Here is an 18674-nt window from a genome sequence, read left to right as displayed (position 1 = left end):
TCGTGTCAGTTCACCCCCATGACGGCTTCCCAGGGGTGGGTCCTGGTCGTGGCGATGGCGACGGCCTGGAGGCGGCTGGCGCGCAGGAAGGGGTAGGCGGCCTCACCGTGCGGGCCTCCGCTGTCCCCGGTGCCGCCGAGCCCCGGCGTGTACGGGGCGTGGGCCATGTGGGAGTCGTTGACCTTGAGCACTCCCCCGTTGGTCACCGCCGTGGTGAACCGCTCGACCACCTCCCGGCTCTCCGCCCACAGGGAGTTGCGCAGACCGAACCTGTTGCCGTTGAGGAACCCGATGCAGCGGTCGAGCAGGTCAGGACCGTCCTCCGGCACCACCACCGACAGCAGCGGGAAGAAGCACTCCTCGCGCACGGCGGACATGGTCTCGGCGAGCTCGAAGCCGTCGATGCGCACCACGGTCGGTTCGATGAACAGCCCCTGGGGATCGGGTTCGCCGCGCAGGTCGATCTGCGCGCCACCGCAGACCTTCGTGGCGCCCGCGCGCAACGCCTCGTCGAGGCAGCGCCGGAAGGCCGTGGCGCGCAGAACGGGGCTGAGCACCGTGTCGGAGTCCTCCGGGTCACCGGGGCGCAGCGCGGACGCGGCCTCCCGCAGCCGGGCGAGCAGCTGGTCGGCGACGGCGGGGTGGACGACGGCGTACTTCGGGCCGATGCAGGCCTGGCCGGAGGCGTAGAACGACTCGACCAGCGCCGCGGTGGCATGTTCGAGGTCGGCGTCGTGCCACACCAGCAGGCCGTCGTTGCCGGACAGCTCCAGGATCGCCCGCTTGCCCCGCTCCACGCACTCGCGTTCCAGTGCCAGCCCGCGGGCGCTGGAGCCGAAGTAGTAGATGGTGTTCACCAGCGGGCTGTCCAGCCACTGCCGCATGGTGACCTCGAAGTCGGCGCACAACACGTTGATCGTTCCCGGCGGCGCCCCGTTCGCCTCCAATGCCGGGATGATGACGTTGTGCAGCGCGTGGGCCAGCGAGCTGGCACAGCTGCGCGGCACCCGGATCACCACGCTGTTGCCCGCCAGCAGCACCAGGGAGGCGATCAGCCCGTACAGCGGGACGTTGGCCGGCGGGTCGACGCAGACCACGCCGTCGGGCTGGCGTTGCAGCACGATCGTGTGGTGCGGCGTGCTGATCTCCTGCCGCAGCAGGGAACGCGCCAGCTCCAGGCTCTCCGGGCGGACGAGGTGCAGCACCGCGTTGAGCTGCGCCTCCGCCAGCAGGCGCGGGCACCCCTCCATGCGCATCAGCCGCGCGAGCTCCTCGCGGTGCTCCAGGAACCTCTCGTACAGGTCGCCCACGCACGCCAGGCGGTCGGTGAACGGCACCAGGCGCAGCCGTGCCGCCGCCTCCGCTGCCGCCCGCAGCGCTGCCTGCCCCTGTTCCGGCGTGGACAACGCGACCGAGCAGAGGACGTGCGGGTGGGCGTGCACCTCCTCCTCGGCGCCCTCGCGGAGCAGGCGGAACAGGGACGCCGCGGTGGTCCCGCCGGGGTCCAGGACGGCGCGCACGCTCATGCCGTACGCGCGTTCGTCGGTGTCGACGAGCGCGCCGCCGATGTAGAGCGGGAAGTGCCGCACGGTCGTCTGGGTCACTGGTCGTCCTCGGTCTTGAAGTAGGTGGCCAGGGAACGGGCCAGGTCGTCGATGCCGGTGCTCGCGACCACCCGCATGACCGGGATCTCCCGGCCGAACCGGCGCCGCATCTTGGTGACCAGCTCCGCACCCATCAGGGAGTCCACGCCCAGCTGGTCCAGCGGCCGGTTGCGGTCGATGCGGTCCGGTGCGACGCCCAGCACCTCGGCGAGCGTCTTCACGACGTGGTCGGCGACGAGCTCGACCGCCTCGTCCACCGAGGCCTCCCGCAGCCGGGCGACCAGGTCCTCGTCCTCGCCGTCAGCGGTCTGGTCGCCCCCTGTCAGCTCGCCGAGCCTCGGGGTGGTGAGGTGGGAGTAGAGGCGGCGCAGGAACTGGCCGTCGTGGCTCCACACCAATGCCACCTCGGGACCGCCGACCAGGTCGTCCAGCGCACGGCGCACCGCGCGCAGCGGCAGCAGGTTCAACCCCGCCCTGGTCACCGTCTTGGCCGTGGTCTCGTTGCGCGCGACGTAGCCGACCTCGGCGAGGGCACCCCAGGCGATCGTCTGCCCGGCCAGTCCCCTGGCGCGGCGAGCACGGGCCAGCGCTTCCAGGAAGAGGTTCCCCGCGCAGTAGGCGGCCTGACCGGCGTTGCCCACCACGGCCGCCCCCGAGGAGAACAGGAGGAAGAGGTCGAGGTCGTGGTCACCGGTGAGGCGGTCGAGGACCATCGCGCCGGCCATCTTCGGTGCGAGCACGGCGCGGAACCGCTCCGGCGTCAGGTCCGCGATCATCGCGTCGTCGAGCACCATCGCCGCGTGCACCACGCCCCGCAGCGGGGCGCCACCGCCGTCGATTGAGTCGATGACAACGCGCATGGCGGCTTCGTCGGTCACGTCGGCGGCGTGCACGGACACCGCCACCTCCCGCGCGGTCAGCTCGGCGACGAGGTCTCCGGCTCCCGGCACGGCCGCTCCCCGCCGGTTCACCAGTGCGAGGTGCCTGGCCCCGCGGTCCGCGAGCCAGCGCGCCGTCTCGGCGCCGAACCCGCTCGCGCCGCCGGTGACCAGGTAGGTGCCGCACGGGTCGGCCGCGAAGGCGCTCGACCGGGCAGCCCGCTCGACCGGTGGCCGCCGGTCGAAGGTGACGACCAGTTTGCCGATGTGCCGGGAGTGCTGGAGGGACCGGAACGCCTCTGCGGCCTGGGCGGCCGGGAACGCCCGGTGCGGGATGGGGTGGACGGCTCCCGACCGGACGTGGTCGATGATCCGGTCGTGCTCGGCGGCGATCTCCTGCAGCCGGTGGCTGCCCAGCTGGTCGACGTCCACGGCGAAGTAGCTGATGTTGTTGCGCAACGGGAACAGCGAGACGTTGCGGTCGCTGTAGAGGTCGCGCTTGCCGAGCTCGACGAACCGGCCGCCGAACCGCAGCAGCTCCAGGCTGCGCCCGATGAACTCACCGCCCAGCGAGTTCAGCACGACGTCGACGCCCTGCCCGCCGGTGACGGCGAGCACGTCGGCGGCGAAGCTGAGGCTGCGCGAGTCGAAGACGTGCTCCACGCCGAGCAGCCTGAGGAAGTCGCGCTTCTCCTCGGTGCCCGCGGTGGCGATCACCGCGGCACCCAGGTGGCGGGCGCACTGGAGGGCTGCCAGCCCGACGCCACCGGCGGCGCCGTGCACCAGGACCGTCTCACCCTTGGCGAGCCCGGCCTGGTTCACCAGCCCGTAGCTCGCGCTGATCAACGCGACGGGCATGGTCGCCGCGGCGACCAGGTCGATCCCGTCGGGCACCGGTCCCACCAGGTTCTCGTCCGCCAGCACGTGCGAGGCGAAGGAACCGGCGACGGACCCGAAGACCCGGTCACCCGGCCGGTACCGGCTCACGCCGGGGCCGACCGCCGTGACCACTCCCGCGCACTCGCCGCCGAGGTGCGTGCCGGTCATGCCGGCCTCCACCACCCAGCCCGGCAGCAGCCCGACCGCGAGCAGCGCGTCGCGGTAGTTGATGCCCGTCGCGCGGACCTCGACGGCGACCTGTCCGGGGCCGGGTTCCGGCATCTCCGCGGCCACCCACGCCAGCTCGTAGGACGGTCCCGCGTCACGGGCGATGAGCCGGTACGAGGTGGCGGGGTCGTCGGCAGCCGGTGCGGGCAGGTCGCGCAGCCGCGGCACGAACCGGCCCGACGCGGTGAGCACCACCTCGTCCTCGTCCGCCGGATCGAGGACCTCACGTGCGATCCGGTCGACCGGGACGTCGTGCCCGGCCGACACGCGCCGGATGCCGAGCAGGCTGTGTTCGGCGGCCACGGTGCGCGTGGCGCCCCAGAACGCGGCGCCGGCCGGGTCCGCGGCCCCCTCGGGCGCCGGGTTGACGCCGGTGGGGCGGCTGACCAGCCAGAGCCGCGTCACCGCTCCTGCGGGGGAGCTCGGCCGACCTGACCGCGAGCGCGCGCACGAGCTCGAACCGCCGGGTGGTCGCCTCGACGGCGGCCGCCGGGTCCGGACCGGTCTCGGCGAGCACGAGCACCACATCGGTCTCGGAAGCGGTGAACCAGTCGGCTGTACCGGTGCCGGCGGTAGTCCGCACCGCGTCGGCGCCCAGCTCCGCCAGCCTCGTCGTGAGCGTCGCGGCCAGTCCGTCGTCGGTGTCGTCCTCGGCGACGACCACGACACGGCCGGTGGTCGCGACGCTCGTCGCCTCCTGCACCGGAGCGGTGCGCGGGACCCTGCTCGCTGTCGTCAGCGAGCACAGCTCGCCTTCGAGGACCGTGCGCGCGGCGTGGAAACCGTTGCCCGGCAACAGGTCACGCCACTGCTGAGCGGACAGCACCGGCGAGGCGGGCCGCAGGTCGAGGTCGGTCATCGACCAGAACTCCGGTACCAGGCCGAACGGCAGGGCGAGCAGCAGCGGGTCGTGGGCCTCGACGAACAGCAGACGTCCGTTGTCGGTCAGCACCTCCGACACCGCGCGCAGCGCCGCACGCACGTCCTTGGCCGCGTGGAGGGCGTTCCCGGCGACCACCACGTCGAAGCCACCTGCCTCGACGTCGGGCTGGTCGAGGTCCAGGGTCCGGTACTCGACGAAGTCGTACCGCGCGAAGCGTGCCTCGGCCGGGGCGAGGCAGACCTGCGAGACGTCCGTGAACACGTACCGCGTGCGGTCCGCCGGCAGCACGGGCAGCAACGCCGCGGTCAGCGCACCGGTGCTGCCGCCCACCTCGAGAATCCTCAGTGGACGATCCGCCGGCCACGCCTCGACCAAGGCGCGCATGACCTCCGCGGCGGCCTGGTTGCAAGACCGCAGTGACGGAGACAGGTCGTAGTAGTGCGCCAGGGTGTCGCTGCCGTGCGCGGGAGAAAGGATGTCCAGCGCGTCGCGTTCACCGCGCAGCAGTGCAGCCAGGTGCAGGCCGCACCGGCCGAACAGGGTCAGGTCCGCGACGTGCTCGGGGAAGTCGGTGACCAGGCCCGCGAACGCGGGTTCGGCGACGTCGGGGCGGATCCGCCAGCGGGTGCGCCCCTGGAACTCACCGAGCCACTCCAGGTGGTCGTGGTCGGCGGCGAGTCCGGTCAGCAGGTCGAGCAGGCGGCCGAACTCCGGGCGCACTCCGGCGGCCAGCAGGTCGTCGGTGAAGAACACCTCCGCGCCGTCGAGGATGGTGGTGAACGCGCGCACCGTGAAGGCGGCGGTCGCCGCGAGCCGCCGTCGCCGCAGCTCCGCGTACCCGGTGACCGGCCGCCCCTCGACCAGGGGCGACGGGCAGGGCACCGCCGCGGTGGGCGGCAGGCCGCGCGGTGCGGCGCGGAAGCTCGGTGTGCTGGCGCAGGACCACGCGCCGGCTGGGCACCTTGACCCGCAGGAACCGGCAGTCGAGCAGTTCCAGCTGGACGGTGCCCGCGTCGTCGGTGAGCGTGATGTCGGCCGAGGCCCAGGACTCCGCGAGCGTGCGGCAGCGGAAGTGCACGGCGCCGGTCTTGGTGGGCGGGCTCCACAAGCGGGCTGAGCCGACCGCCACGGGCAGGTAGGAGTCCTCGTCGGCGACGTGGCCGCGGCGGATGCGGCCGAGCTGGATCGCGGCCTGCGGGGCGACGTCGGTCCACGCCGGGTGCGCGTGGAACCCGGTGAGGTCCAGGTGGCCGCAGTCGTAGTCGGCCAGCACCTCCGTGCCGTCGACCCACAGGTCGGAGATGACGAGGAACTCGGGGCCGTAGCCGAGGCCGATCCGCTCACCGTCGGTGTACAGCGTCTCCCGGTCCACGTGCTCGCCCCTCCCGGCGAACCGCGCGCGCAGCTCGGCCAGGTCGAGCGGTGGCGGGGCCGGGGCCACCCGGCGGCGCACCCGCCCCCGTGCGTGGGTCAGCCACACCTTCCCCTCGGCCGAGCACGTGGCGACCCGGAAGACACCGTCCTCTTCGGACAGCGACACCTGCATGCGGGGCAACACGGACTCGTCGTCGGGAGCCACCAGCGGCTTGGTGATGTGCAGCTCCCTCACCTCCGCCGGTCCGTCGAACACGAGCTGCCCGGCCGCCCAGCCCATCTCCAGGTAGCCGGCCGCCGGCATGATCGGCGTCCCCGCCGCCCGGTGACCGGCCAGCCACGGCCACCGCGCCGGGTCCACGGTGGTCTGCCACGTCGGGTCGGAGACGGCGACCCGGTCCCCGAGCAGCACGTGGTCGGGCGGCGCGCTGGCACCGCCCCAGGTGTGCTGGTCGCCCAGCCAGAACCGCTCGCGCCGCCACGGGTAGGCGGGCGACGGCACGACCCGGCCCCGGCGGGGGAAGAACCGTTCCCCCGCGATCGGCACGCCCGCGGCCAGCGCGGACTCCACCGAGCTCAGCAGAGCGGCTGGTCCGGGCTCGTCGCGGGTGAGCGTCGGCAGCACGGCGAGCACGCTGTCCTTCGCCGCTCGCTTCAGGTACGTCCGCAGCACCGGTTTCGGCCCGATCTCGATGATCGTGTCGAACCCGGCCGCGACCAGGTGGTCGGTGGCCGCGGCGAACCGGACGGGCTCGCGGACGTTGCGCCACCAGTACCCGGCGTCCAGCCGCTCCCCCGCCAGGGGCGCGCCGGTGACCGTGGAGACGAAGTCGACGGTGGCGGCTTTCGGCGCCAGACCGGCCAGGTCCGCCAGCAACGGGGCGCGCACCGGTTCCATCGCCGTGCTGTGGAACGGGTAGTCCAGTTCGAGCAGGCGGCAGAAGACCTCGCGCTCGGCCAGCCGGTCGGCGAGGTCGTGCAGGTCGGCCCTCGGCCCGGCGACCGTGACGTCGTTCGCGCTGTTGATCCCCGCGATCTCCACGCGCCCGTCGTAGCGCGCGAGCAGGGCCTCGGTCTCGTCCTGCCCGAGGCTGACCGCGGCCATGGTGCCGGTGCCCGCGGTGGTCGCCTGGGCCCGGCTGCGCGCCACCACCAGCCGCACGGCCTGCTCCACGTCGTAGATCCCGGCGGTGAAAGCAGCGGCGACCTCACCCACGCTGTGGCCGTACACCGCTTCCGGCCGCAGGCCGCGTTCCGCGAGCACCGCCACGATGCCGGCCTGCACCGCGAAGAGAACGGGCTGGACCACGCTCGTGTCGTGGAACCGCGGCTCGGCCGACCGCAGCTCGTCGGCGACCGTCCAGCCGGCGAGCGGCGCCAGCACGGCGTCGATCCCGGCGACCGCGGCGGCGAACACCGGGTCGGTGTCGACGAGGTCGGCCGCCATGCCGGCCCACTGCGCGCCGTGACCGGAGAAGGCGAAGGCGACGCGGCCCCGCTCGGTCGCCCGCTGCGGCGGAACCTGCTTCGCCAGCCGTTGCCGCGCCTCGTCCGCGTCGGCGGCGAGCACCACCCGGCGGTGGGCGTGCTTCCCCCGTCGCTGGGAGGAGGTGTAGGCGAGGTCGGCGAAGTCCGTGCAGTCGGCCAGCCGCCGGTCCATCCGGGCCACCGCGTCGGCCAGGGCGGCCTCGGTGTGCGCCGAGACGACGATCGGCACCGCGGTCGCCACGCGCAGCGCGGGCGGAGCCGCGGGTGGTTCCTCCAGGACGACGTGGACGTTCGCACCGCCGAACCCGAACGAGTTCACCCCGACCAACCGGCCCTCCGCCGGCCGCGACCGCTCCACCGGCGTCAGCGCCAGGCCGTCGAAGTCGATCTCCGTGCTGCGCGGGCTCGCGTGCGGGGTCGCGGGGATTTCTCCGTGGCGCAGCACGAGCACCGCCTTGCACAGCCCGGCCATGCCCGACGCCGGTTCCAGGTGCCCCAGGTTCGCCTTGACCGAGCCGATCGGGAGCGCCGCGCCGGTCCGGCGAAGTCCGAGGGCGCCGCCGATCGCCCGGCACTCGACCGGGTCGCCGATCGGTGTGCCGGTGCCGTGCGCCTCCAGGTAGGCCAGGTCGTCCGGGTCGAGCTCGAACCGGTCGTAGACCTGGCGCAGCAACGCTTCCTGGGCCGCACAGCTGGGCAGCACCAGCCCGCTGGTGTGCCCGTCGCTGTTCGTCCCGGACCCCGCGATCACGGCGTGGACGCGGTCGCCGTCGGCAACCGCGTCGGCCAGGCGCTTGAGGACCAGCACGCCACCGCCCTCGGCACGGACGTACCCGTCGGACTGGGCCGAGAACGGGCGGCACCGCCCGGTCGGCGACAGGAACCCCGCCTTGGCGAACCCGACGTAGGTGATGGGGTTGAGCAGCAGGTTGACCCCGGCGGCGAAGGCGACGCGTCCGCCGCCGTGCCGCAGGTGCTCGCAGGCCAGGTGGACCGCGTTCAGCGACGAGGCGCACGCCGTGTCCACCTTGAGACTGGGTCCGTGCACGTCGAGCTGGTGGGACAGCCGGTTCGCCGTGTTGGACAGGGCGGCACCGGAGTTCGTGTAGGGACCGACCGCGGACGGGATGAGCATCTGCTGCCCGCCGTAGTCCAGCGCGGACACGCCGACGAACACGGCGGCATCCGTACCGGCCAGCGCCGCCGGGTCGATCCCGGCGTCGTCGAGCGCCTCGACACCCAGCTCCAGCAGCAGCCGCTGCTGGGGATCGATGCACACCGCCTCACGCGGGCTGATCCCGAAGAAGTCCGCGTCGAACCCGGTGATGTCGTCGAGGTAACCGCCCGCGAACGTGTAGGACTTGCCCGGCCGCATCTGGTTGGAGTCCCAGTACCGCTCGACGTCGAACCGGCCGGGCGGCGGCGCCCCGACCGCCTCACGCCCCGCGGCCAGCAGCGACCACAGCCCCTCCAGATCGCCGACCCCGCCGGGAAAACGACACGCCACGCCCACGATTGCGATCTTGTCCAGCACGCCCGGATCATTTCGGACCGCGGGTGCCGGATCCACGCTGGCGCAGGCACTCACCCGGATGACCAACCCATCAGGTGACACCGCCACCGCGTTTCGGTGGTGAAGCCGTCGGGAAGCCCGATGATCGACCGTGAGGAGGGCGATGGATCCCCGGAGTCGCAACGGCCTTGTGGGCATGGTCCTGGCGGCGGCTGCGTCGCTGACGACCCTGCTGCTCGGGTGGCCCCTGGTCGTGCCGATCCTGCTGTTCGCCGCCGGATGGCTGCTGGGGGGCTACGTGGTGTGGAACTCCCTGCGCCGCCGCTGACGCGAGACCACGTGCTGCTCGCCGGTGTGCAGCGGCAGCCGGCCGTCAGCACGTGAAGTGACCTGGGACACGTCGTGTCACGAAGTCCGGCGACGCGCCGTCTCCATGCCGATTCCCGAAAGACGGAGGAGGCAGTCATGGCCGGCAGCACGCACGTGGTCGTTATCGGTGGCGGGTACGCGGGTGTCATGGCCGCGAACCGGCTGACGCAGCGCGAGGACGTCGCGGTCACGTTGGTCAACCCGCGGTCCGAGTTCGTGCACCGGGTGCGCCTGCACCAGCTGGTGGGCGGGTCGGACGCGGCGGTCGTCGCCTATGAGGACGTTCTGGCGCAGGGTGTCCGGCTCGTGGTGGACGCGGTGGACGTCATCGACGCGGCCGGGCGCCGGGTGCGGCTGTCCGACGGCTCGGCGCTCGGCTACGACTACCTCGTCTACGCCGTGGGCAGCGGCAGCGCCGAGCCGGACGTGCCGGGGGCGGCCGAGTTCGCGTTCCCGATCGCCACGCTGGAGACGGCGCAGCGGCTGCGTTCGGTTCTCGCCGACACGGCCCTCGCCGCGCCGGTGACGGTGGTCGGAGCCGGTCCCACCGGCATCGAGACCGCGGCCGAGCTGGCGGAGCTGGGCCGCCGGGTCACGCTGGTGTGCGGCGGTGTTCTCGGCCCGTACCTGCACGCCCGCGGCCGGCGCGCGGTCGCACGGCGGCTGGCGGCGCTCGGCGTGACCGTGGTCGAGGGCGGCGACGCGAAGGTGACGGCGGTGACCAGGGACGCCGTGCGGCTGGCCGACGGCAGGGAGCTGGCGAGCGCGGTCACCGTGTGGACGGTGGGCTTCGCCGTTCCGGACCTGGCGTTGCGCAGCGGTCTCACCACCGACACGGCGGGCAGGCTGCTCACCGACGAGACGCTGACGAGCGTGGACGACGAGCGCGTCGTCGCGGCCGGGGACGCCATGGCGCCGTCCGGTCTGGCACTGCGGATGAGCTGCCTGAACGCGATCCCGACGGGTGCGCGCGCCGCCGACACCGTGCTCAGCCGGCTCGCGGGCGAGCAGCCGGAGCTCCTGCACCAGGGCTTCTACGCGCAGTGCATCAGCCTGGGCCGTGCGGCGGGCATCTTCCAGCTCGCCACCAGGTCCGACGTCGCGGTCGGCGTGCACGTCGGCGGCAGCCTCGGCGCCAAGGTCAAGGAGAGCATCTGCAAGGGCATCCCCGACCACCTGGCCGACGAGGGGCGCAAGCCCGGTTCGTACCGCCTGCACCGGCTGCGGGGCGGTGCCGAGAAGCGCCGGCGGCTGCTGGACGCGCACCGCGCTGAGCTCCAGGAGCCGGCCGAACAGCGGGTCTGACCGTCACGCGAGGGAGGCGGCGATCTTCGCGACGGTCGCTTTGGCGGTCGGCCCGACGCCGATGAGCGTGGCGGACGCCGGACCGGTCCAGCTGCCGTACCCGACCAGGTGCAGGCGTGGTTCCTCGACCGCGGTGGTGCCGTCGACGGCGATGCGGCCGTTGGCGGCGCGCAGCCGCAACGGTGCGAGGTGGCCGAGCGCGGCCCGGAAGCCGGTGCACCAGATGACGGCGTCAGCGTCGGCGAGGACGCCGTCATCCATCGGTGTGGCGACGAGGAGGCCGCTGTCGCGTGCCTCCCGCACGGCCGGCACCGCGACGATGTCACCGAGCTCGCCGACGCCGCCGTGGCGGGTGGCGATGTCGAACAGGGCCTTGCCGTCGATCTCGTCGGGCATGTACCGCGGTGGCCGGCGGGTCATCCACGTCAGCTCGGCGTGAGGCAGCAGGTCGGCCGCGATCTGCGCACCGGAGTTGCCGCCGCCGACCACGACGACCTTCCGGCCCGCGAACTCCTGTGGGCCGGCGTAGTCCACGGTGTGCAGCTGACGCCCAGGCAGCCGCACCGACGGCCGGAACGGCCGCCACCACGTGCCGGTCGCGCTGACGACGTGCCGTGCCGACCACGTTCCGTTGTCGGTGTGGACGAGCAGGCCGTGCTCGTCCCGGCCGACCTCGCGCACCTGGACCGGCCGCTGCACGGGGATGTCGTAGCGCTTCTCGTAGGCGGTGAGGTAGTCGACGACGTGCTGCGCGGTCGGGTAACCGTCCGGGAACGGCGACATCGGCCAGCCGGGCAACGAGCTGTGGCGCGCGACGGAGAACAGCCGCAGCGAGTTCCACGTGAGCGGCCAGGCGCCGCCCGGCACGGGTCGTGCGTCGAGCACCACGTGGTCGATGCCCGCGCGGCGCAGGTAGAAGGCAGCAGCGAGCCCCGCCTGCCCGCCGCCGATCACCACGACGTCAGAGCTGGGCACGAGCTGCCCAGCGACGCCGGAGCCACAGGCTCACGTAGACGAGTGCGACGAGCACCGGAACCTCGATCAACGGACCGACCACGCCCGCGAGCGCCTGCCCGGAGGTCACGCCGAACACTCCGATCGCCACGGCGATGGCGAGCTCGAAGTTGTTGCCCGCCGCGGTGAACGCGAGCGTCGTGGTCCGCTCGTAGGAGAGCCCAGCGGCCTTGCCCAGCGCGTAGGAGCCGGCCCACATGATGGCGAAGTAGACCAGCAGCGGCAGAGCAATGCGGGCGACGTCGAGCGGGCGGCTGGTGATGTTCCCACCCTGCAGCGCGAACAGGATGACGATCGTGAACAGCAGCCCGCAGAGGGCGATCGGGCCGACGCGCGGCAGGTACTTCGACTCGTACCACTCCCGGCCCTTCGACCGCTCCCCCAGCTTGCGGCTGAGGTAGCCGGCCAGCAGCGGGATGCCGAGGAAGATGAGAACGGACTTGGCGATCTCCCACGCGGAGAAGCCGACGGATGCGGTGTCCAAGCCGAGCCGGCCGGGTAGCAGGTCGAGGTAGAACCAGCCGAGCACACCGAACATGACCACCTGGAACACCGAGTTCAGCGCGACGAGCACTGCGGCTGCCTCACGGTCGCCGCAGGCCAGGTCGTTCCAGATGATGACCATCGCGATGCAGCGGGCGAGGCCGACGACGACCAGTCCGGTGCGGTACTCGGGCAGGTCGGCCAGGAAGGTCCAGGCCAGCGCGAACATCAGCGCGGGCCCGAGGACCCAGTTCAGCACCAGCGACAGCAGCATCGTCCGCCGGTCGCGGGTGACGGTGCCGAGCTCGTCGTAGCGGACCTTCGCGAGCACCGGGTACATCATCAGCAGCAGGCCCAGGGCGATCGGCAGCGACACCTCGCCGATCCGCACCGCGTCCAGCACGCTCTGCAGGCCCGGCACCAACCGGCCGAGCAGCAGGCCTGCGACCACGGCGAGGCCGATCCACACCGGCAGCAGCCTGTCCAGGAAGGACAGTCGGTGCAGCACGTCCGGTGCTGCGGTCTGAGTGGTGCTCAACGGGTTCTCCGGGATGTGGTCGGGTCAGTCGCAGCAGGTGCTGGCGTCGCGCAGCGGCCCGCCCGGCGCCAGCACGGCCGCCAGCGCGTCGATCGCGGCGTTGTCGACGCGGTACCAGCTCCACGTCCCGCGGCGTTCCCTGCTCAGCACACCGGCCTGCACGAGGATCTTGAGGTGGTGGCTGAGCGAGGACTGCGGCATGTCGAACTGGTCGGCGAGGTCGCAGAAGCACGCCTCCTGCCCCTGCGTCCGGCGCACCAGCCCGACCAGCTCGACCCGGATCGGGTCGCCGAGCGCCTTGAACAGGCAGGCGGCGGTCGTCGAGTCGAGCAGCACCTGGTCCTGGCTCGTCATGGCGTGAACCATAGCGACTTGGATTGACAAAAGTCGATACAGCGGGTGTGATCCGCATCGACAAACTCCGGTCCGAGGAGAGCGCCGTGTCCCACACCCCCGAGGTGCTGTTCGTCTGCGTGCACAACGCCGGCCGCTCACAGATGGCCGCCGCGCTGCTGCAACACCACGGCATGGGCCGCATCGCGGTGCGCTCCGCCGGGTCGGCGCCGGCGGAGGAGGTCAACCCGGCCGCCGCCGCGGCGCTGGCCGAATGGGGGCTGGACATCACCGCCGAGGTGCCCTCGAAGCTCACGACCGAGGACGTCGAGGCGTCCGACGTGGTGATCACGATGGGGTGCGGTGACACCTGCCCGGTGTTCCCCGGCAAGCGCTACCTGGACTGGCAGCTCGACGACCCCGCTGGCCGGGGCGTCGACGCGGTGCGGCCGATCCGCGACGACATCGACCGGCGGGTGCGCGCCCTGCTCGCCGAACTGCTCGGCTAACGCGGCACGCTGGCGGTCGACAACGCGGCCGCCAGCACCCCGACCACCCCCAGCACGACGAACACGGCCGCGTAACCACCCAGCCACGCCGCCAGCGCGCTGCCCGCCCACGGCGCGACCGCCGACGTGAGCATCACCGGCGCGGTCAGCAGGCCGTTCAACCGTCCGTAGTGGACAGCACCCCACCGGTCCGTGATCGCGGTCGCCTGCACCAGCGTGAAGATCCCGCGCGTGACGCCGGCGAGCACCGACCCGGCGACCAGCAGCAGAGCCGGTCCGGGCACCACGCCCAGCGCCACCGTCACCGCCGCGCTGACCAGCAGCACCAACAAGGTCCGCACGCGCACCGACGTCCGCGCCGACAACCTGCCGTACCCGAGCCTGCCGAGCACCTGGCCGATCCCGCCCAGCCCGAGCGCGACGGCGGCCGCGGTCGTCGTCATGCCGCGTTCGGTGAGCAGCGGCACGAGGTTGATCACGACGGCGTACACGCTGAACGCGGCCAGGCTCATCGCGACCACGAGCACCAGGAACGGCCTGCTGCGCGCCACCACCGACGGGGTGTGGACGGTTTCGTGCTCGACCGCGGGCCACGGCAGCCGCAAACCCAGGAAGTGCAGCGGAACCGTTGTGACGGCGAGGATTGCGGCCAGCACGAGGTAGGTGCCACGCCAGTCCAGGCGGTCGTTCAGCACGGCCGTCAGCGGCGCGAACACCGTGCTGGCCAGCCCGCCGACCAACGTCACCGCGGTCAGCGCCGTGACCCGGCGCGTTCCGTACCAGCGGGTCAGCGCGGCGAACGCGGGCGCGTAGAACACCCCGGCCATGGCGACGCCGGTCAGCAGCCACGCGGCGGAGAACCACACCGGCGAACGCGCACTGGCCAGCGCGACGAGCGCAACCACGGCGAGGGCGGAGCCGGTGGTCATGATGGCGCGCGGCCCGTGCCGGTCGAGCAACCTGCCGACCGGGATGCCGACCAGACCCGCCACGACCTGGCTGGCGGAGAACCCGGCCGTGATCGCCGCGAGCGACCACCCGGTGCGCGCGCTGATCGTGGGCAGCAGCACCGGGAACGCGTAGTAGAGCACGCCCCAGCTGATGATCTCGGTGGTGCACAGCACGACCAGCACGCGCCGCACCCCGCGGTCGACGCCGGGCCGCGCCGTCGTGGTGTCAGCCGACAAGGCCGCTGCACTCTCCGGCGGGAGCGTCGAACACACCCGCACCACCGCACACCCCGGTCTCCGGCAACACGAGCTCGACCCGCCCGGCGGCCTCGTGGTCCCCCGCGATCCGCGCGACCACCGAACGCACCTGCTCGTAGCCGGTCAGCGCGAGGAAGGTTGGCGCACGGCCGTAGCTCTTCATGCCCACCAGGTAAACGTCCGGATCGGGGTGCCGCAACTCGCTTTCACCATGTGGGTAGACCGTGCCGCACGAGTGCACGTTCGGGTCGATCAGCGGCGCCAGCCCCGTCGGCGCCTGCAGCACCGGGTCGAGGTCGAGCCGGACCTCCGACAGCCACGACAGGTCCGGCCGGAACCCGGTCAGCGCCACGACCTCGTCGAGGCCGCCGACCTTCTGCCCGTCGAACGACTCCAGCGTCAGCCTGCCGTCGTCTTCGCGCTCGACCGCGGCGGTGCGGAACCCGGTGACGATCTCGACGCGACCGGCGTCCACCGCCTTCTGCGCCCTCAGTCCCAGGGCACCACGAGCTGGCAGTTGGTCGGCTTCTCCGCCACCGAACGTCGTGCCGACCGAGCCCCGGCGCAGCAGCCACACGATCGTCGCATCCAACGCTGGTTCCGCGAGTGCGACGAGAGCGGTGAGCGCCGAGTGGCCGCTTCCGGCGACCGCGATCCGCTTTCCCGCGTACCGATCGCGCTGCACTGCGAGGTCCGGTGTCCGGTAGCTGATCCGCGCTGCCTTCTCCCCTTTGGCCGGCAGGCCGTCGCCGCCCAAGGGGTTGGGCGAGCTCCATGTGCCGGACGCGTCGATCACCGCTCGTGCCGCGACGCGCTCCTCACCGGACTCGCTTTGGACGTGCACCGTCAACGGCTCGGTTTCCCGGTCCGCGTCCACCACCCGGTCCCGGCCACGCCGTGCGACACCGACCACGCGCGCACCGAACCGGACGCGGTCGCCGAGCGTCTCGGCGAGCGGTGCGAGGTACAGGTCGCCCCAGTCCGCGCCGGTCGGGCAGGTGTCGACCTGCGGGCGTACCCATCCCGTTGCGGTGAGCAGCTCTTCGGCAGCGGGGTCGATCAGCTCGTCCCAGCGTGAGAACAGGCGGACGTGGCTCCACTGCGACACCGCCGCTCCTGCCCGGTCGCCCGCTTCCAGCACGAGGACGTGCTCGCCCCGCTGGACCAGATGTGCTGCCGCGGCCAGGCCTGTGGGACCGGCGCCCACGACGACGACCGGGTGATCGCTCACTGCACGGCTCCTTGCATCGAAGAGTTTCGAAGCAAGACTCTATCGATCGTCTTCGATGGAAGCAATCATCGATCGGCGTCGATGGTCGCATTGGACGTTGCCCGCCGTGCGGACGCGACACGCCGGCTGCTGTCCGACCGAGTCGAGAACGCGACCCTGTCGTTCCTGCCGGGCGGGATCGTCCTCAACCCAGCGCAACGGTCACGTGGTGCGCAGTGGTCGTGCAGCCCGACGTGGTCGGTCTGGCGAGCGCACGCCGACCAACGTCAGTACAGGTCGGCAAGGACGAGCGTGCTCTCCTCCACACGGGCCCGACCGCTCTCGATCAGATCAGCGGCACGCGCGAGGAACGCCGTCAGCGACGGCGCGACCGGCTCCCCCAGGTCGGGAACGTTCGGCCGGAACACGACCTGCCCCACCGTCCCCAGCTCACCGGGCTCCAGGTCCAGCAGGTAGCAGTCGCCCTGGAACGCGAGGAACGGCAGCCAAGACCGCGACCACACGGTCCACCGGTAGTGGGCGGGCTGCTCAAGAGGCGTGGCCATGTCCTCTACGACCTCGGTCAGCATCCGGTGCATCTCGATGATCTCGTCCACGGGCAGGAAGTGGAGGTAGTTGATCGAGCCGTACAGCTGGTCGGGGTCGTCCTGACCGTCCGAGGCCCGCAGCAGCGCGCACAGCTCCTCCGGCAGCACGAGGCCGGTCGCGGCGGCGAGCCGGTCCAGGTCGTCCTGGGTTGCGCCGGGCCGGAACGGCGCGGTGTCGGGCAGGTGCCCCTCGATGGCGGCTCGCAGCCGCGTGAACTCCTGGACGGTCTCGTTCATACCGGCAAGTCTGACCTGTGGTCGTCCGGCGCGTGCACCGACCGGATCTCACCGCTCACCCGTACCGCGAGACCAGCGTCCTGCCGATCCCGGCCAGGTGCTCCCGCACACCCGCAGGACCGGTCACCTCCACCCACTCGACCAGCCCCGCGAGCTCACCGGCCACCACGTGCTCGTCCCGCCCGCGGATCACGACCTCCACCCGGCCGTCCGCGGCAGCCCCTCCCACCTCCAGCCGGGCACCGAACGCGATCCGGAGCACGCCCACCGCGCCAGGCACGCACACCGCCCGCACCTCCAGGGGTGCCCGCTTGCGATCGACCTCGTCGGCGATCTCGCGCCAGCTCTCGGCGAGGTCGAAGTCCGCCGGTCGGTGCGCGGGTTCGCCGGTCACGTCGACCGACGTCACCCGATCGACCCGGAAGGTCCGCCGACCGGCCTCGGTGTGGGCGACGAGGTACCACGACTGTCCTTTGGCGACGATGCCCAGCGGGTGGACGGTCCGTTCGGTCGGCGCCTGCTCGCGGTCGACGTAACCGAGGCGCACCTGGAGGCCGCGGATCACCGCGTCCTGGAGCGCGTCGAGGGAACGAGGTGGTGGCGGGAACGAGCCCGACCCCTAGTGCCGCGGGTCCACGACCATCGACGACGCCGCCGCCTCGGCCTGCACGCGGAACGGTTCCGGCAGGGCGTGCACGAGCTTGCGCAGGGCTGTCTTCACGGCCGGGGTCGCGACCGAGGCCGGCCCGGCGACCAGGAACAGGGCGCGGGCCTCCCCCGCGGTCAGGCCGGACAGGTCGGTGCGGGCGCCGCCCACCAGGCGCCAGCCGCCGCCACGGCCCTGCGTGGAGTACAGGGGTACCCCGGCCATGGCCAGGGCGTCGAGGTCGCGGCGGGCGGTGCGTTCGGAGACCTCCAGCTCGCGCGCGACCTCCGCTGCGGTCACCTGCCCACGGCGTTGCAGCAGCAGGAGGACGGCCACCAGCCGGTCGGTTCGCACGCCGGACAGATTTCCACGGAAAGCGGTCATGGGATGACCGGTTTCGGTCAGCAGGATCGCCGCATGACCTCACCGACCGCGTTCCCCGAGCCCACCCTCATCCCCGTCAACGGCGTGGAGCTCGAAGTCTTCGAAGCAGGCCGGCACAACGCGGGCAAGCCGATCGTGCTCTGCCACGGCTGGCCGGAGCACGCCTTCTCGTGGCGCCACCAGATGCCTGCCCTCGCCGAAGCCGGGTACCACGTCATCGTCCCGAACCAGCGGGGGTACGGCCGTTCGTCGCGGCCTGCGGGGGTGGCGGACTACGACATCGCGCACCTGACGGGTGACCTCGTCGCGCTCCTCGACCACTTCGGCTACGAGGACGCCACGTTCGTCGGGCACGACTGGGGCTAGTTCGTCGTCTGGGGGCTGGCCCTGCTGCACCCGAAGCGGGTGAACGGGGTGGTCGGCCTCAGCCTGCCCTACCAGGTGCGCGGCGACCGGCCGTGGGTCGAGGTCGTGGAGGAGGTGCTCGGGCCCGACTTCTACTTCGTCCACTTCACCCGGCAGCCGGGCGTGGCGGACGCCGTGTTCGACGCGAACACGCACCGGTTCCTGCGCAACCTCTACCGCAAGAACGAGCCGCCCAGGGCGCCGCGACCGGGCATGGCGCTGATCGACCTCGCCCGGCAGGAGACGCCGCTCGGCGAGCCGCTGCTGAGCGACGACGAGCTGGCCGTCTACGTGGCCGCGTTCGAGTCGACGGGCTTCACCGGCAGCGTCAACTGGTACCGCAACCTCGACCGCGACTGGCATCTGCTGGGAGAGGCCGACCCGGTCGTCCACCAGCCGGCGCTCATGATCTACGGCGATCGGGACGCGGTCGCGAGGTTGGAGAACCTGACCGACTTCGTGCCCGGTGCGGAGGTGGTCAGCCTCGACTCCGGCCACTGGATCCAGCAGGAGAAGCCGGAGGAGACCACGGCGGCGATCCTGGACTGGCTGGAGCGGCGGGGTTCCTGAACGTCCTC

15 protein-coding genes and 2 pseudogenes are annotated in these 18674 nt (G+C 72.4%); 5 read left to right on the top strand and 12 right to left on the bottom strand.

From position 1 onward, the window contains the following. Positions 1-5: 5 nt before the first annotated feature. The 4 genes and pseudogenes from ACVDFE_RS25300 to ACVDFE_RS25285 form a co-directional block, all read right to left on the bottom strand. Positions 6-1604: an aldehyde dehydrogenase family protein gene (locus ACVDFE_RS25300; RefSeq protein WP_458432127.1), complete on the bottom strand. Its 1599-nt coding sequence runs from the start codon at positions 1602-1604 to the stop codon at positions 6-8. After that, entirely contained in the window at positions 1601-3994 is a 2394-nt protein-coding gene (locus tag ACVDFE_RS25295; RefSeq protein WP_458432126.1) for an SDR family NAD(P)-dependent oxidoreductase, read from the bottom strand. The genes ACVDFE_RS25300 and ACVDFE_RS25295 overlap by 4 nt, the downstream gene beginning before the upstream one ends. Before the next feature lie 385 nt (positions 3995-4379). Further along, positions 4380-4856, bottom strand: a pseudogene (locus ACVDFE_RS25290) (class I SAM-dependent methyltransferase); the annotation flags it as partial. Positions 4857-5112: 256 nt separating this feature from the next. Further along, on the bottom strand, positions 5113-8868 hold the full coding sequence (locus ACVDFE_RS25285; RefSeq protein WP_458432125.1) for a type I polyketide synthase: 3756 nt from the start codon (positions 8866-8868) through the stop codon (positions 5113-5115). Positions 8869-9010: 142 nt separating this feature from the next. Between ACVDFE_RS25285 and ACVDFE_RS25280 the strand changes: the two genes are divergently transcribed. Continuing rightward, complete coding sequence (locus ACVDFE_RS25280; protein ID WP_360401129.1) at positions 9011-9175, top strand: hypothetical protein; 165 nt, start codon at positions 9011-9013, stop codon at positions 9173-9175. A gap of 137 nt (positions 9176-9312) precedes the next feature. Further along, a complete protein-coding gene (locus tag ACVDFE_RS25275; protein WP_458432124.1) occupies positions 9313-10521 on the top strand; it encodes an NAD(P)/FAD-dependent oxidoreductase in 1209 nt (402 codons plus the stop codon). A 3-nt stretch (positions 10522-10524) separates the two neighbouring features. On the opposite strand, the gene ACVDFE_RS25270 is transcribed toward ACVDFE_RS25275, so the two are convergent. Genes ACVDFE_RS25270 through ACVDFE_RS25260 form a run of 3 tightly spaced genes read right to left on the bottom strand, consistent with a single transcriptional unit; the run spans position 10525 to position 12910 of the window. Next, on the bottom strand, positions 10525-11496 hold the full coding sequence (locus ACVDFE_RS25270) for an ArsO family NAD(P)H-dependent flavin-containing monooxygenase (RefSeq protein ID WP_458432123.1): 972 nt from the start codon (positions 11494-11496) through the stop codon (positions 10525-10527). Continuing rightward, positions 11483-12556, bottom strand: a complete 1074-nt coding sequence (gene arsB / locus ACVDFE_RS25265) for an ACR3 family arsenite efflux transporter (RefSeq protein WP_458432122.1) — start codon at positions 12554-12556, stop codon at positions 11483-11485. The genes ACVDFE_RS25270 and arsB overlap by 14 nt, the downstream gene beginning before the upstream one ends. A 24-nt stretch (positions 12557-12580) precedes the next feature. Then, positions 12581-12910, bottom strand: coding sequence for an ArsR/SmtB family transcription factor (locus ACVDFE_RS25260; RefSeq protein ID WP_458432121.1), 330 nt, complete (start codon positions 12908-12910; stop codon positions 12581-12583). Positions 12911-12996: 86 nt separating this feature from the next. On the opposite strand from ACVDFE_RS25260, the gene ACVDFE_RS25255 reads away from it, so the two are divergent. Next, positions 12997-13398: an arsenate-mycothiol transferase ArsC gene (locus ACVDFE_RS25255; RefSeq protein ID WP_360401113.1), complete on the top strand. Its 402-nt coding sequence runs from the start codon at positions 12997-12999 to the stop codon at positions 13396-13398. Here ACVDFE_RS25255 and ACVDFE_RS25250 read toward each other — a convergent pair. The 5 genes and pseudogenes from ACVDFE_RS25250 to ACVDFE_RS25230 all read right to left on the bottom strand — a co-directional run bounded on the left by ACVDFE_RS25250 (position 13395) and on the right by ACVDFE_RS25230 (position 17661). After that, the gene (locus ACVDFE_RS25250) at positions 13395-14585 is read right to left on the bottom strand and encodes an MFS transporter (RefSeq protein WP_458432120.1); all 1191 of its coding nucleotides are present in this window, start codon (positions 14583-14585) and stop codon (positions 13395-13397) included. The genes ACVDFE_RS25255 and ACVDFE_RS25250 overlap by 4 nt on opposite strands. Further along, positions 14575-15837, bottom strand: coding sequence for an FAD-dependent oxidoreductase (locus tag ACVDFE_RS25245; protein ID WP_458432119.1), 1263 nt, complete (start codon positions 15835-15837; stop codon positions 14575-14577). Before ACVDFE_RS25245 ends, ACVDFE_RS25250 begins: the two co-directional genes overlap by 11 nt. Positions 15838-16103: 266 nt before the next feature. Then, positions 16104-16661: an SMI1/KNR4 family protein gene (locus ACVDFE_RS25240; RefSeq protein WP_458432118.1), complete on the bottom strand. Its 558-nt coding sequence runs from the start codon at positions 16659-16661 to the stop codon at positions 16104-16106. A 55-nt stretch (positions 16662-16716) separates the two neighbouring features. After that, positions 16717-17235: pseudogene (locus ACVDFE_RS25235) on the bottom strand (helix-turn-helix transcriptional regulator); the annotation flags it as partial. A 45-nt stretch (positions 17236-17280) separates the two neighbouring features. Further along, complete coding sequence (locus ACVDFE_RS25230) at positions 17281-17661, bottom strand: helix-turn-helix transcriptional regulator (protein WP_458432117.1); 381 nt, start codon at positions 17659-17661, stop codon at positions 17281-17283. A gap of 63 nt (positions 17662-17724) precedes the next feature. On the opposite strand from ACVDFE_RS25230, the gene ACVDFE_RS25225 reads away from it, so the two are divergent. Next, positions 17725-18057, top strand: a complete 333-nt coding sequence (locus ACVDFE_RS25225) for an alpha/beta fold hydrolase (RefSeq protein ID WP_458432116.1) — start codon at positions 17725-17727, stop codon at positions 18055-18057. A 48-nt stretch (positions 18058-18105) separates the two neighbouring features. After that, positions 18106-18666 carry an alpha/beta fold hydrolase gene (locus ACVDFE_RS25220; RefSeq protein ID WP_458432115.1) on the top strand — a complete coding sequence of 187 codons (561 nt, stop codon included), beginning with the start codon at positions 18106-18108 and terminating at the stop codon, positions 18664-18666. The last annotated feature ends 8 nt before the right edge of the window (positions 18667-18674 follow it).

This window comes from Lentzea chajnantorensis, from assembly GCF_054300775.1.
Note: the sequence above shows the minus strand (reverse complement) of the source record. Positions and strands in the feature narration are given on the sequence as shown.

What these genes read in the sequence shown, in the direction of transcription:
- ACVDFE_RS25280 (WP_360401129.1), top strand. Translation starts at nt 9,011, where the DNA reads ATGGATCCCCGGAGTCGCAACGGCCTTGTGGGCATGGTCCTGGCGGCG.
- ACVDFE_RS25275 (WP_458432124.1), top strand. Translation starts at nt 9,313, where the DNA reads ATGGCCGGCAGCACGCACGTGGTCGTTATCGGTGGCGGGTACGCGGGT.
- ACVDFE_RS25260 (WP_458432121.1), bottom strand. Translation starts at nt 12,910, where the DNA reads ATGACGAGCCAGGACCAGGTGCTGCTCGACTCGACGACCGCCGCCTGC.
- ACVDFE_RS25225 (WP_458432116.1), top strand. Translation starts at nt 17,725, where the DNA reads ATGACCTCACCGACCGCGTTCCCCGAGCCCACCCTCATCCCCGTCAAC.
- ACVDFE_RS25240 (WP_458432118.1), bottom strand. Translation starts at nt 16,661, where the DNA reads ATGAACGAGACCGTCCAGGAGTTCACGCGGCTGCGAGCCGCCATCGAG.